This window comes from Klebsiella sp. WP4-W18-ESBL-05, from assembly GCF_014169075.1.
GTDB lineage: Bacteria > Pseudomonadota > Gammaproteobacteria > Enterobacterales > Enterobacteriaceae > Kluyvera > Kluyvera ascorbata_B.
In genome coordinates, this window is the sequence record NZ_AP022057.1 from 1845709 (window position 1) to 1859677 (window position 13969).

A 13969-nucleotide genomic window follows, 5' to 3' on the forward strand; every position below is an offset into this window, starting at 1 on the left:
ATGGCAAAGCAACACGCCGACGACCTGAATGAACCTTCACGTCGTCGTTTATTAAAAGGGATCGGCGCGCTGGGCGGCGCGCTGGCAATTTCAGGCGGTTGCCCGGTGGCGCACGCGGCGAAAGCCAGTGATGCGCCGGTGGCCAATAGCCGGATGGAAACCCAGCCGTTTTACGGCGAGCATCAGGCAGGCGTTTTGACGCCGCAGCAGGCTGCAATGATGCTGGTGGCGTTTGATGTGCTGGCGGCAGACAAATCAGACCTTGAGCGTCTGTTTCGTTTGCTGACGGACCGCATTGCTTTCCTCACCAAAGGTGGCCCGGCGCCGGATACGCCAAACCCGCGACTGCCGCCGATGGATTCGGGCATTCTCGGCGCGTTTATCGCGCCGGATAATCTGACCATCACGGTGTCGGTCGGACACTCGCTGTTTGATAGCCGCTTTGGCCTTGCCGATAAAGCGCCGAAGAAGCTGCAAAAAATGGTTCGTTTCCCGAATGATTCGCTGGATGCGGCGCTGTGCCACGGCGATCTGCTATTGCAGATTTGCGCCAACACGCAGGATACAGTGATCCATGCGCTGCGCGACATTATCAAGCACACGCCCGATTTGCTGAGCGTGCGCTGGAAGCGGGAAGGGTTTATCTCTGACCATGCCGCGCGCAGTAAAGGCAAAGAGACACCCATCAACCTGCTCGGTTTTAAAGACGGCACCGCCAACCCGGACGGCAGCGATAAACCGCTGATGGACGAGGTGGTGTGGGTAACGGGCGATCAGGGTGAACCCGCGTGGGCGAAGGGCGGTACTTATCAGGCTGTGCGCATTATTCAGTTCCACGTTGAGTCCTGGGATCGTACGCCGCTTAAAGAGCAGCAGACGATTTTCGGGCGTGATAAGCACAGCGGCGCGCCGCTGGGGATGAAGAACGAGCACGATACGCCTGACTACACCCGTGACCCGAACGGTGACGTGATTGCGCTGGACAGCCACATTCGTCTGGCCAACCCGCGCACTAAAGAGACGCAGTCGGGCCTGATGATGCGGCGGGGTTACAGCTACTCGCTGGGGGTGTCTAACTCGGGTCAACTCGATATGGGCCTGCTGTTTGTCTGCTATCAGCATGACCTTGAAAAAGGGTTCCTGACGGTGCAGAAACGCCTGAACGGTGAAGCGCTAGAGGAGTACGTGAAGCCGATTGGCGGCGGGTATTTCTTTGTGCTGCCGGGTGTGGCATCGGATAAGCGTTATTTGGGCAGCACGCTGTTGCAGGCTTGAGTACAGTCCCGGCGGTGCTTTGCTTGGCCGGGCTACATTGTACGGTGCACGCTTGTAGGCCGGATAAGGCGTTCACGCCGCCATCCGGCTGCCTATTTGTCGCCCGGGCGAGCGTAAGCGACCCCGGGATTTCTCCCAAACTTCAGAATATCGCCAAAAATCAGTCCTTTTTTTTCATTTCCCCCCTGATTGATATAAAACTGTCACATAAGTGTCAGATGCTATCTCTGAACGCTATCGTTATGTTTATGTAAAAATTATGTTGCATCTTTTGTTGATTTGGATGTAATAATAAATAAAGCGGTAGTTTCCGTTTCACTATGGAGATCGCGAATGGTAGCGTCCTTGACCGGACTCAACAAACCAACAGCCCGCACCATCCAGCGCGGAGGCCCTCTCTCCGGCAGCGATTTCGTCACCTCAATTTTTCAGCCAATGTGCATTCATCTCGTTGTTCCCGACGTATTGTGCGGTGCGCGTAGCCGTGCGTTTTCGTCATTTCGACAGGCAGTTGCTATGGCTTACAAGGAAGCCAAACCTCAGACGTTCGTGCGCATAATCGCGCTGTTTTTAGCGCGTGTGATGTAAACCAACAACTCAAGGTGCTATCCATGGGAAGACAGAAAGCAGTGATCAAAGCTCATCGCGAAGCAAAACGTGTGCTGAGGCGGGATTCACGCAGCCACAAACAACGTGAAGACGAATCGGTCACCTCGCTTGTGCAAATGGGTGGAGTGGAAGCGATTGGCATGGCGCGGGACAGCCGCGACCATTCGCCCATCGTGGCCCGCAATGACGCTCAGGCACGTTACCTGAATGCTATCGAGAGTAAGCAACTGATTTTCGCCACCGGCGAGGCAGGCTGCGGCAAGACCTGGATTAGCGCGGCCAAAGCGGCCGAGGCGCTGATACATAAGGATGTGAATAAAATCATCGTCACGCGCCCGGTCTTGCAGGCCGATGAAGATCTCGGCTTCCTGCCCGGCGACATCTCAGAGAAATTCGCGCCGTATTTCCGCCCCGTTTACGACGTGCTGGTAAAACGGCTGGGGGCTTCCTTTATGCAATATTGCCTGCGCCCGGAAATTGGTAAGGTAGAGATTGCGCCATTCGCCTATATGCGCGGACGTACATTTGAAAATGCGGTGGTGATTCTTGATGAGGCTCAGAACGTTACCGCAGCGCAAATGAAGATGTTTTTAACCCGCCTCGGGGAGAACGTCACGGTTATCGTCAACGGGGATATCACCCAATGTGACCTGCCGCGCGGCGTTCAGTCCGGTCTTAGTGACGCGCTGGATCGTTTTGAAGAAGATGAAATGATAGGCATTGTCCGCTTTACCAAAGATGACTGCGTGCGTTCGGCGCTGTGCCAGCGCACGCTGAAAGCCTACTATTAATCGCAGTTACGTCTGCAAAGCCCGGGAAACCGGGCTTTGTTGTTTTTGGTTGTTGCAAATCCAACAGTGGCAGCAGCAGCGTGTTGCATTTCACACTCCTTATCGCGCGATAACGGCATTAACGTACTGAAAAATATAAATAATAATGTATGGCACAAAGTTTGCTATCAATGCATATAACCTAAAAAGTTAAAGACGCAATAATTCATTCCATTTAATGATATGTATAAATATCAACCGGATGTTGCGTCTGAACGTGCTGATAACATTCAAGTGAGACCATGCTATGCCCGTAAATCACGCTGTTCCCGACTATACGCAACATGCGCCGAACGCCCATCGTATCGCCAGTGATGAAGAGGCGCTGAGCATCGCCCACGAGATCGCTGCTTTTTTACAGGCCGGCGCCTCCGAGCGAGACCTGAGCGGCGTAGTGCCGCCCGACGTCGTCAATACCTACTCCAACAGCGGGCTATGGGGGATAACCGTACCGCGCCGTTTTGGCGGGGCCGAAGTTTCCGCGGCGACGCTGGCGTCGGTGATTGCCATTATCTCGGCGGCAGATCCGGCGCTGGGGCAAATCCCGCAAAACCACTACTGCCTGCTGGAAGATATTCGCCTGCAGGGCAGCGAAGAACAGCAGCGCTACTTCTTCGATCTCGTGCTGCAGGGCTATCGATTTGCCAATGCGCTGTCGGAAACCGGCGGTAAAACGGTACAGGATATTCAGACCCGGCTGACCCAGACTGACGATGGCCTGCGCATTGACGGACGCAAAGGCTACTGCACGGGTTCACTGTATGCTCACTGGCTTGGCGTACTGGCGCTGGATGAGGATGGGCTGGCACAGCTGGCCTTCGTGCCGCGCAACACGCTGGGCGTGACGGTTGTCAACGACTGGGCCTGCCTGGGCCAGCGCACCACCTCCAGCGGTACGGTGCTGGTGGAGAACCTGCGGGTTGAGCCGTTCAATATCATTCCCAGCTGGAAATCTTACGCGACGCCCACTCTCGCCGGGCCGTTTGCCCAGCTCACGACGGCGGCTATTGATGCGGGGATCGCCCGCGCCGCGTTGAACGATACCGTCAGTTTTGTGAATCAGTTCGCTCGCCCGTGGATCGACGCAGGGGTGGAGCGGGCCGGAGACGATCCGCTGACGGTGTATCAGATTGGCGCGCTGGATAGCCGACTCGCCGCCGCTGAGGCGCTGCTTGAACAGGCGGGTAGAGTGCTCGACCGCTATAAACACACGCTGACCGAAGAGACCGTGGCGCTAGCGTCTATAGCGGTTGCTCGCGCCAAAATATTTACCACCGAAGCCGCGCTGGAGGCCTCGACGCGGCTGTTTGAGCTGGGCGGTACGCGCTCGACCCATCCGCGCTACAACTTCGATCGCCACTGGCGCAACGGGCGGGTTCACACGCTGCACGATCCGGTGCGCTGGAAGTATCACCTGCTGGGTAACTGGGTGTTGAACGGCAAAGCGCCCGCGCGCCACGACTGGAACTGAGGAGGCACGATGCTCGCTTTTCTGGCCGAAATGGATTGGGGTGACGTGGCGCAGGCGGGGGCAGATACCCTGACGATGCTGGCCTGGGCACTGGGCTTTACCGTACTGATCGGCCTGCCGCTGGGCGTGGTGCTCTACCTCACCGGGCAGCCGCGGCTGTTGCATGCCCCGATGCTGTATCGCGTGCTCTCGCTACTGGTTAACGTACTGCGATCGCTGCCGTTCATCATTTTGCTGATCGTCATGATCCCGTTGACCACGCTGATTACCGGCACCTCGTTGGGCGTGGAAGGTACCATTCCGCCGCTGGTCGCGGGCTGTGCGCCGTTCTTTGCACGATTGGTAGAGACGTCGTTGCGCGAAGTGGACCACGGGCTGGTGGAAGCCAGCTGGGCGATGGGCGGCAGCACCTGGCAGCTAATCTGGTACACGCTGCTGCCGGAGGCGCGATCGGGGCTGATTGCCGCCGTTACCGTCACGGCGATTGTGCTGGTGGATTACACCTCAATGGCCGGCGTTATCGGCGGCGGCGGGCTGGGAGATTTAGCCATACGCTTTGGCTACCAACGTTTTCAGACCGACGTGATGGCGGTGACGGTGGTGCTGCTGATTGCGCTGGTACAGGTTTTACAAATGAGCGGCGACCGCCTGGTGCGCCGTATGAGTCGTCAATAAATCGCTTAACAGGTATCAACAATGAAAAAAACCGTGATTGCCGGGCTGCTGGCGCTGTTCTCTTATTCGGCGATGGCCAATGAAACCCTGTTGGTAGGCGCCACGCCCGTTCCGCATGCTGAAATACTGGCGTTTGTGAAACCGGTGCTGGCGAAGGAAGGGGTAGATCTGAAAATCAAAGTCTTCAACGATTTTATTCAGCCTAACCAGCAGCTGGCGGAGAAAAATCTCGATGCCAACTACTATCAGTATCGCCCGTTCCTCGATGATTATAACAAAAACCGTCATACCAACCTGGTGCCGGTGGTGGGTGTCCACATCGAGCCGTTTGGCGCCTACTCGACGAAATATAAAAATCTGCACGACCTGCCGGACGGCGCAACGATCGCGATTCCTAACGATCCGGTCAATACCGGGCGCTCGCTGGTGCTGCTCAGCGAAGCGGGGCTGATTACGTTGAAAAACCCACAGGACCCGCAGTCGACGGAGAAAGATATCACCGCCAATCCACACCATTTCAAAATTCGCCCGCTGGAAGGGGCGATGCTGGCGCGGGCGCTGAATCAGGTGGATCTGGCGTTTGTCTTTGCTAACTATGCGCTGGAAGCGGGAATTGATACGGACAAAGCGTTGATCGTTGAAAAAGGCAAAAGCCTGTACGTCGAATATCTTGTGGCGCGCCCCGACAACATTAACGATCCCGGCATTCAAAAGCTGGCGAAAGCGCTTAATTCCGACGCGGTGCGCCAGTTTATTTTGACCCGTTATCAGGGAAAGATTGCCCCCGGTTTTTAGGAGACAGCGTATGACACAGCACCAGAATACGCCGCACATCCGCCTGCGTGGCATCAGTAAAGCCTACCCGAACGGCGTTCAGGCGCTGGAAGACATCAGTCTCGATATTCACGCGGGTGAAATATTCGGCATTATCGGGCGCAGCGGCGCGGGGAAATCGACGCTGCTGCGGCTGTTTAACCGCCTGGAGCGCGCCGATCGCGGCGAAATAGGTATTCACGACGTCCCCATTGATGGCGGCGGCAGCGGGCCGCTGCGCGATTTACGCCGCCGGGTGGCGATGATTTTCCAGCACTTCAATCTGCATTCCACCAGGACGGTGGCGGAGAATATTGAACTGCCGCTGCGAATGGCCGGTATTCCGGCCATCGAACGCCGCCGCCGCGTTGAGGAGATGCTTCGGTTGGTGGGGCTGGAGTCACTCCGCGCGAGCTATCCCTCGCAATTGTCCGGTGGGCAAAAACAGCGAACCGGGATTGCCAGGGCGCTGGTCACGCAGCCAGAAATTTTGCTCTGCGATGAGGCGACTTCGGCGCTCGATCCGGAAAATACGCTAGCCGTGCTGAGCCTGCTCAAAGAGATTAATCAGCGTCTGGGGCTGACCATTATTCTGATTACCCACGAGATGGACGTGATTCGTACGCTGTGCGATCGGGTGGCGGTGCTGGAGAAAGGACGGATTATTGAGCACGGTGAAGTCTGGCAGGTGTTTGGCGACCCGCAGCATGAGGTGACGCGCGGAATGCTCGGGACGCTGCATCACGGGCGCGAGGAGAATCGTGAAATCATGGTCGAAGGACAGCAGCTGATCACGCTGCATTTTAATGGTGTGAACGGGCGGGAACCGGATTTGCAGCAGATTGCGAAGGCGCTCGGTGGTCACCCGCAGCTGGTGTACAGCAGCTGTGAACCGATTCAGGGGCGGATCGTTGGGCAACTGCGGGTGCGTGTCGATACGCCGCTGACGGCGGAGTCTTTGCAGCGGGTGACTCAGGTCGCGGATAAGGTGGCGGTCAGGTAGACCGAGCGGCCCCCGGCGGCGCTGCGCTTGGCCGGGCTACGGGATTGTGCCGGGTCCGGGGTTCTCACCCCGCCTGATTGTGCAACAGGCGAAAAAAAAGCCCGTACTTGCGTACGAGCTCTTCTTTAAATATGGCGGTGAGGCGGGGATTGACTCGCTTCGCTCGCCCTGCGGGCAGCCCGTTCACTGTGTTCACGGTCTGTCCAACTGGCTGCGCCAGTTGTCGAACCCGGGTCCGGGGTTCTCACCCCGCCTGGTTGTGCAACAGGCGAAAAAAAAGCCCGTACTTGCGTACGAGCTCTTCTTTAAATATGGCGGTGAGGCGGGGATTCGAACCCCGGATACGTTGCCGTATACACACTTTCCAGGCGTGCTCCTTCAGCCACTCGGACACCTCACCATATTGTTTTGCTGCTCACCTTAGGTGGTCAACGGGGCGCTACTATAGGGAGTTGACCTAAAACGGTCAAGCATAATTTCGGCTTTCTTTATCGTTCGGTTAAGCATTGAGCATTCCCCCACCGTAAACGGCGGGGGAGGGGACTGACGCTGTGGATCGAGCCGCTCAATGCGTAATCACGCACTGCGCCTTTATGTCGCGGGAGCGCCATGTTTTTAACTTCTGTCGTTTTACATTTGACCAAAACGGCCAGCGTTAAAATCGCGAACGGCTTCGGCAATTTCGGTTTGACTGTTCATCACGAAGGGGCCATAGCCCACAATCGGTTCATTAATTGGTTCTCCGGCCAGCACCAGAACCCTGGCATCGCTGCTGGCGTGCAAATGCACCTGCTCGCCCTGATGACTCATGACAACCAGCTGCGCTTCCTGGACGGCACTTTCACCGTTGACCGTTACGCTACCCTCCAGCACCACCAGTGCGGTGCTCCAGCCGTCGGGCTGCTCAAACATGACCTCTTTGTCCTGATTAATCTGGATATCCCAGACGTTAAGCGGCGAGAAGGTGTGGGCCGGACCCCTGGTGTCGCGGTAGCGCCCGGCGATCGCGCGTAGCGTTCCGCTGTCATCCGGCAGCGCCACGACAGGGATCGATGCGGCTTCTATGCTCTGATATCCCGGCGCGGTCATCTTGTCTTTTGCCGGCAGATTGACCCACAGCTGGATCATTTTCAGCTCGCCGCCACGCTGGGCAAACGCTGCCGAGTGAAATTCCTGATGCAGAATGCCCGAGCCGGCGGTCATCCACTGCACGTCGCCGGGTCCAATAACGCCGCCTTTACCGGTAGAGTCACGATGCTCGACTTCTCCCGCGTAGACGAGAGTGACCGTCTCAAAACCGCGGTGCGGATGCTCACCCACGCCGCGTTTAGCACCGTCAGCGGGGAAGTGTTGCGGCCCGGCGTAATCAAGCAGTAAAAACGGGCTCAGGCTTTCGCCGTGCGACTGATAAGAAAATAACGAACGAACCGGAAAACCGTCGCCCACCCAGTGCGGACGTGGTGCGGTATAAACACCCGTAATTTTTTTCATGGTTTTCTCCTCAGGAGCGAGTCTGGATGTCAATAAGCTTATATTCGAGGGTAAATATCCGGTAGATAGCAAAAGTGACCTACACTGTTGCAAAAATAGAACGATGGAGTGGGTATGCAGGATCTCAATGATTTCGCGTGGTTTGTGCATGTGGTCGATCACGGTGGCTTTGCGGCGGCAGGCAGAGCGCTGGATATTCCCAAGTCAAAACTCAGCCGACGCATTGCCCAGTTGGAAGCGCAGCTCGGCGTGCGGCTGATTCACCGTACCACACGCCAGTTTACGGTCACCGACGTGGGGCAAACCTTTTATCAGCACTGCAAGGCGATGATGATTGAAGCGGAGGCGGCACAGGAGGCGATTGCGGTGTTACAGGCGGAGCCGCGTGGCAGCGTCAGGTTGACATGCCCGGTGACGTTACTGCATGTCCACATCGGCCCGATGCTGGCGCGCTTTATGCGGCGATACCCGGGCGTTCAGCTTCATCTGGAAGCAACCAATCGACGGGTTGACCTGATAGCAGAAGGCGTTGACGTCGCCATCCGCGTGCGGCCAAGGCCATTTGACGACAGTGACTTAGTGATGCGCGTGCTGGCCGATCGCGGGCATTGCCTCGTCGCCAGCCCGTCCCTGGTTGCGGAGCACGGCCTGCCGCGCTCGCCGGACGATCTGAGCCGCTGGCCAGGCTTAAGCATGGCGATGGGCAAACAGGTTCACTCATGGTCGCTTAGCGGACCGAACGGCGCGAAGGTGGACGTACATTTCACCCCGCGGCTGATCGCTAGCGATATGCTGGCGCTGCGTGAAGCCGCCGTCGCGGGAGTGGGCGTGGTACAGCTACCGCTCCTGATGGTGCGGGAACAGCTGGCGAAAGGCGCGCTGGTGCGCGTGCTGGAGGACTGGGAGCCGAAGCGGGAAGTCATTCACGCGGTATACCCCTCGCGTCGCGGTCAACTGCCCGCAGTGCGAGCGCTGGTGGATTTTCTCCGCGAGGAGTATGCGCAGATGATTGAAGAGTGACGTTTCCGGGCAGGTAATCAGGCGAGGTGGAAAGCCAGAGAATAGCCCTGTTCATGCCAGTGCTGTATCAATTCCTGCTGTCGGCGGGTGGGGGTAACCCCCGTCCAGACGAACAGCTGCTGGCCGGGAAACAGTTCAGGGCGCGGTGATTCCAGCGGCTCGGCGAGTACTGCAATATGCCAGCCCCGTTGAGAAAGCCGCCAGGCCTCAAGCCACAAACGCGTACGATCGTCGGTGTCCCAGCCCATCAGCAGCGCATCTTTGCCGGCTTTGCGGCGTGATTCGGACAGGCAGGAGGTGACAAACTCAATCAGCACGCCGTCGAGCAGGCTGCACATGATGCGGGCAGTGTTTTGGTCGAGGCTGAGACGTTGACGAACGGGAACAAAAACATGGTCGATCAGTGCATCACAGGGATGTTCACGACCTAATGCGCTGATTTTGGCGCGCAGCCGCGCCGGGCGAGCGGAGCGGAGTGCTGCCATCATCTCTTCCTGCAAGGCACTCCAGTCATCGTGCGTCGTGGTCTGACTTTCTTCAAGCAGCGCTTTGACTTTACCCACGGGCACGCCGCTTTTGATCCAGCGCTTTATCTCTTCGATACGCTGAATATCTTCTTCATCAAACTGCCGGTGGCCGCCTTCGCTACGCTGGGGCTTTAATAAGCCGTAGCGTCGCTGCCATGCGCGCAAGGTGACGGGATTGATACCGCATCGTTCGGCAACATCGCCTATGCTGTAAAAGCTCATACAATCCCTCATGCTATAACCAAACGTCCTGTATAAAAATAACGAATTCACCGCCATCTGTACAATTTATAATTTATTGTACAGTGCCGTTTGTACAGGTGTCATCGTGGATGATTACCTGCCGAGAAGAAGTAAGCGTAGAGGTGATTAAGATGGTAATTTATTGATTTTTAATGACAAAAAGGAATGACGCACGCCTTCGGCCGGAACCTCAGGCGAAATAATTCATTACAGTTCGGTTTTTTTCTCTGGCCAGGTGATGGCCGGGATCCCATAGTGGCACGGCGCCGCAAATAGATGCCCCTGGAATTCGGTAATCCCAGCAGATTCAAGCCACATCCACTCTTCCGCCTTTTCGACGCCTACCGCAGACACGGCAATTTCAAGTGACGAACAGCATTTGATGATGGCCTGAATAATGGCCTGGCGTGGGCCACTTTTGTGAACATCCTGAATAAGGTCGCGGTTGATTTTAATTCTGTCGGGCTGGAACTGCGCCAGCAGCTGCAGGCCCGCGAATCCCGCGCCAAAATGATCGATAGCGACGCTTATCCCAGAACCCTTCAGCGTACGCACGGCCTGAGTGAAAGCATCAAATTGCGAAATGGCTTCACTTTCAGTGAATTCGACGATGATTTGCTCGGGAATGAGGCCATTGTCGGCAATCGCCTGCAGCAAAATGTTGACCGCATCCGGCACGTTAACCAGCGTCATCGGCAGCAGGTTAATCGACAGCGTCAGATCGCCAATACCGAGCGCAACGGCAAGCGCGAAGGCCGTTTTCTTACTGTGCAGGTCAGCCAGATAAAGGTCGTCGCCGTTGAGTGAGTCAAAGAAAACCGCGGGAGAACCGCCGGAGGGCGCACGGACCAGCGCTTCAAGCGAGACAACCTCCTGAGCAAGCGGGTCAATAATGGGCTGAAATGCAAAGCCGCATTGCGCTTCGCAGTGGATGACGGAAGCGTCGAGGATGTGGTCGCGTTCAGTGGTGATAAACGCCCAGCTATCGGCGGGCGGGATCTCGAAATAATTTTCCTTTTCTACCGACTCGACAAACGTGCGAAAGAATTGCAACGCACGATCGTTATAGGTGAGCTGGTAGCGGGAAGTGCCTTTATTAAGAATGAGTTGCAGTACTTCTGTCCTGTCGTGTTCACGGAGATCGAAAAGCTCCATACCGACTTTGCCAAAGCGACGTGAAGGACCGTAATCGCAAAGTAGCTCGACGATGTTGTAGTGGCGGCGATCCTGGCAAATTGCGCGGTAGATGGGTTTTACCGTTTCTTCCGGACCCTCGAGGAGCTGAAAGAAATGCGTACCGTTGAACAGTAGGATGCCCGTGACGTCGGCATGACCATTTTTAAGATTCGCAGCGGCGACCATACTTTCGAGCGCTTTCACCGGCACGTCATCACAGAGATGGCTGCGGTAGATGATGGTAGTAAGCATGATTTTCCGGCGTAGGAGAGAAGGACCTTAACCCTAACAGATAGCAGCGTAATTAACACATTAAATTAACAAAAGTTTTACCGCTCATGATTATCACGCTTACGTTATGCCAGAAGGAGAGGGGGGTAGCGTTTTTTCTCTTTCAAAATTAGTACAATATCAATGGTTAAAAAATGAAAATTAGCACAGTAAGTAATTGAAAGTATTGCATTAGCATTTTTTGCTAAATTTTAAAACATGTGTTTGTACAGATATTGTGTACAATTTTTATGACTTTGAGTGACGAAGCGTTTACTTTTTTACTGATTCGTACAGGAGCATCTCATGCAGCAGAATGGTTACATTTTTGATACGGCTGGTGCCATCGCACAGTATTTCAATAAGGCCAGCCTGCCTACACAGCAGGAGACACTAGGAGAGATTGTGGTCGAAATTTTGCACGATGGGCGAAACCTTAATCGTAAATCATTGTGCACGAAATTACTGAGTCGCCTTGAACAGGCGTCCTGCGCTGAGGAAAAAGGTCATTACAATGCGTTAATCGGTTTACTTTTCGAACGCTGAGCGCAGGTCACGCCAGAGGCGAGCAGCAGCATGCTGCGACTTCGTTTCTGGCTCAAGGGGTATAAGAGAGCGGTAATGTACAAAAATGACATTGAGAAACTCACGGATGAACTTATCGGGCAGGCAGTGCTGTTATTGCTTAAACGCAACGTTCCAGTGAACTCAATGGCGCTGCTCACTCAGCTTCGTGCGATGCAGGCGACTGAAACTGAACGGTCCCGACGTGATGTTTTCCCGTCGCTGATTGCCCGCATTGAAGCGGCGACGGGTAAGCAAACCAAATTAACGCAGGGCGAGCATAGGGAAAATGCCCGATGGAGATCGCGCGACGGCTCGAGACAACGAAAAAGGAAAGTTCACTAAAACCTTTACTTATCAACAGTGGTGAAAAGAATGAACACAGCAATGATTCAACAACCCGATATTTACAGCGCTTTATCCGATCATTCTCTGTCCGATTATTTTCGTCATGCTGGCGATGTGCTTGCTGAGGAAGCGGCTGTATTAGGTTCAGCCATCCGACATATTCTGATGAACGGTGAGCATATTAATAATAAGAATATTATTTTATCACTTGTACAACGGCTGGAGGTCACCGCTGACGTGGTACAGGCAGATGTTATAAGAAAGACGCTGGAGATTGTGGTTGGTCATACCATGGATGATATTTGATCGCGATGTCAGCGGGTTAATTCATCCGTACTCTAACCCAATACGCTATGGCGGTCGGTAGACGCTGACCAGCCTGGTAATTGCCGTTTGATTTTCAGTGGAAAATGAACAATGTGCTGCGACGACTATGTACGGACGGGGCATGCCGACCTTTGGCTTTCCGACAACTATCTCCGCTGTGGCCTGGAGAATATTCTGACAAAGGTGTCCTTTGGCGATAACGCAATCCGCTATGTATTTTTAACTGAACATGAATATGCCGAAGTTATTAATCATAATTATAACCTGAGAAAAAGCAGGATAATTCTGCTGACCGATGGTTCGCGTTTTGAATTTCTCGATGACCTGTCGGTGTATCAGTTTCCGATGAAATCAAGCGTTGAAGAACTGCATGAATTTATTCTGTCGGTTGTGAATCAAAAAGGGCGACGGGCTGCCCGTAAAAACAGGGTGTTGCTGACGCCACGGGAACGACGGCTGATTGATTTAATTAAGCAGGGTAAACGCATGGCGGATATGGGCGATCACCTGGATCTGCATATCAAAACGATCTATCAGACGCGCCGGGCGCTGATAAAAAAGATGGGATGCAGCGGCGCGGTGGATCTGCTGAAAAAACTGCGCAGCGAAGTCTTTAACAACTGGCTGATGGAGAGCCATTAGTCATTCAGGGACGGACTTCTCACCCCACCATGCCATGCAACAGGCGAAAAAAAGCCCGTACTTGCGTACGAGCTCTTCTTTAAATATGGCGGTGAGGCGGGGATTGACTCGCTTCGCTCGCCCTGCGGGCAGCCCGTTCACGGCGTGCACGGTCTGTCCAACTGGCTGCGCCGCTACTCGGCCCATCCCTGGGCCTCGCCCCTCCGGGGCCAGCGCATGCGCTGTTCAAAATTGCTCCCGGCAATTTTGTGTCGAACCCGGGTCCGGGGTTCTCACCCCGCCAGGCTGTGCAACAGGCGAAAAAAAAGCCCGTACTTGCGTACGAGCTCTTCTTTAAATATGGCGGTGAGGCGGGGATTCGAACCCCGGATACGTTGCCGTATACACACTTTCCAGGCGTGCTCCTTCAGCCACTCGGACACCTCACCATATTGTCTTCCCAGCGTCGCTGGGACGAGCGCTAATGTAGGGAAAAGGCTCTCCAGCGTCAATAAACTTTTTCGAAAAATCGCGCGTTTAGACAAACTTCAATCAAATTGCTTCTTAAACATTCATAAATCGTCTTTTTTGCGATCGCCGCCGCATTTCCCGGGACAGCCTGGCGAAATTTGTTATTCTGTAAAATCACAAAAATAATCAAAAACCGCGTCCGATCGCACAAATACGGGCGCCCTGAGCTGGAGTC

15 protein-coding genes and 2 tRNA genes are annotated in these 13969 nt (G+C 54.9%); 12 read left to right on the top strand and 5 right to left on the bottom strand.

The features are described 5' to 3' along the window. From efeB to H7R58_RS08835, 7 genes are all read left to right on the top strand, one after another. The gene (gene efeB / locus H7R58_RS08805; protein WP_182929119.1) at nt 1-1275 is read left to right on the top strand and encodes an iron uptake transporter deferrochelatase/peroxidase subunit; all 1275 of its coding nucleotides are present in this window, start codon (nt 1-3) and stop codon (nt 1273-1275) included. 333 nt (nt 1276-1608) lie between these two features. Next, on the top strand, nt 1609-1863 hold the full coding sequence (locus tag H7R58_RS08810) for a hypothetical protein (protein ID WP_182929118.1): 255 nt from the start codon (nt 1609-1611) through the stop codon (nt 1861-1863). A gap of 23 nt (nt 1864-1886) precedes the next feature. Further along, nucleotides 1887-2675, top strand: a complete 789-nt coding sequence (phoH, locus tag H7R58_RS08815; RefSeq protein ID WP_181357984.1) for a phosphate starvation-inducible protein PhoH — start codon at nt 1887-1889, stop codon at nt 2673-2675. Between the two features lie 286 nt (nt 2676-2961). After that, a complete protein-coding gene (locus H7R58_RS08820; protein ID WP_182929117.1) occupies nt 2962-4185 on the top strand; it encodes an SfnB family sulfur acquisition oxidoreductase in 1224 nt (407 codons plus the stop codon). 9 nt (nt 4186-4194) lie between these two features. Beyond that, on the top strand, nt 4195-4860 hold the full coding sequence (locus tag H7R58_RS08825; protein WP_182929116.1) for a methionine ABC transporter permease: 666 nt from the start codon (nt 4195-4197) through the stop codon (nt 4858-4860). Nucleotides 4861-4881: 21 nt separating this feature from the next. Beyond that, entirely contained in the window at nt 4882-5655 is a 774-nt protein-coding gene (locus H7R58_RS08830) for a MetQ/NlpA family ABC transporter substrate-binding protein (protein ID WP_106926220.1), read from the top strand. A gap of 10 nt (nt 5656-5665) precedes the next feature. Next, nucleotides 5666-6676: a methionine ABC transporter ATP-binding protein gene (locus H7R58_RS08835; RefSeq protein WP_106926222.1), complete on the top strand. Its 1011-nt coding sequence runs from the start codon at nt 5666-5668 to the stop codon at nt 6674-6676. Nucleotides 6677-6988: 312 nt separating this feature from the next. Here H7R58_RS08835 and H7R58_RS08840 read toward each other — a convergent pair. Both H7R58_RS08840 and H7R58_RS08845 read right to left on the bottom strand, forming a co-directional pair. Further along, nucleotides 6989-7076 (bottom strand) — tRNA-Ser (locus H7R58_RS08840). Nucleotides 7077-7306: 230 nt separating this feature from the next. Then, nucleotides 7307-8167 carry a pirin family protein gene (locus H7R58_RS08845; protein ID WP_106926224.1) on the bottom strand — a complete coding sequence of 287 codons (861 nt, stop codon included), beginning with the start codon at nt 8165-8167 and terminating at the stop codon, nt 7307-7309. A gap of 114 nt (nt 8168-8281) precedes the next feature. Here H7R58_RS08845 and H7R58_RS08850 point away from each other — a divergent pair, with 114 nt between their 5' ends. Next, complete coding sequence (locus tag H7R58_RS08850; protein ID WP_182929115.1) at nt 8282-9187, top strand: LysR family transcriptional regulator; 906 nt, start codon at nt 8282-8284, stop codon at nt 9185-9187. A 17-nt stretch (nt 9188-9204) separates the two neighbouring features. Here the strand turns inward: H7R58_RS08850 and H7R58_RS08855 are convergent, their stop codons facing one another. After that, nucleotides 9205-9936 carry a MerR family transcriptional regulator gene (locus tag H7R58_RS08855; protein ID WP_182929114.1) on the bottom strand — a complete coding sequence of 244 codons (732 nt, stop codon included), beginning with the start codon at nt 9934-9936 and terminating at the stop codon, nt 9205-9207. Between the two features lie 228 nt (nt 9937-10164). Continuing rightward, the gene (locus H7R58_RS08860) at nt 10165-11385 is read right to left on the bottom strand and encodes a diguanylate phosphodiesterase (RefSeq protein ID WP_182929113.1); all 1221 of its coding nucleotides are present in this window, start codon (nt 11383-11385) and stop codon (nt 10165-10167) included. A 324-nt stretch (nt 11386-11709) separates the two neighbouring features. Between H7R58_RS08860 and ycgZ the strand changes: the two genes are divergently transcribed. From ycgZ to H7R58_RS08880, 4 genes are all read left to right on the top strand, one after another. Beyond that, nucleotides 11710-11949 (top strand): regulatory protein YcgZ, encoded by a 240-nt coding sequence (ycgZ, locus tag H7R58_RS08865; RefSeq protein ID WP_106926232.1) that lies wholly within the window; start codon nt 11710-11712, stop codon nt 11947-11949. 30 nt (nt 11950-11979) lie between these two features. Continuing rightward, nucleotides 11980-12312 carry a hypothetical protein gene (locus H7R58_RS08870; RefSeq protein WP_106926234.1) on the top strand — a complete coding sequence of 111 codons (333 nt, stop codon included), beginning with the start codon at nt 11980-11982 and terminating at the stop codon, nt 12310-12312. Nucleotides 12313-12354: 42 nt separating this feature from the next. Then, nucleotides 12355-12621, top strand: a complete 267-nt coding sequence (locus tag H7R58_RS08875) for a biofilm development regulator YmgB/AriR family protein (RefSeq protein WP_106926236.1) — start codon at nt 12355-12357, stop codon at nt 12619-12621. Between the two features lie 111 nt (nt 12622-12732). Then, entirely contained in the window at nt 12733-13284 is a 552-nt protein-coding gene (locus tag H7R58_RS08880) for a helix-turn-helix transcriptional regulator (RefSeq protein ID WP_106926238.1), read from the top strand. 340 nt (nt 13285-13624) lie between these two features. Here the strand turns inward: H7R58_RS08880 and H7R58_RS08885 are convergent. Beyond that, nucleotides 13625-13712, bottom strand: a tRNA-Ser gene (locus H7R58_RS08885). Nucleotides 13713-13969 lie beyond the last annotated feature (257 nt).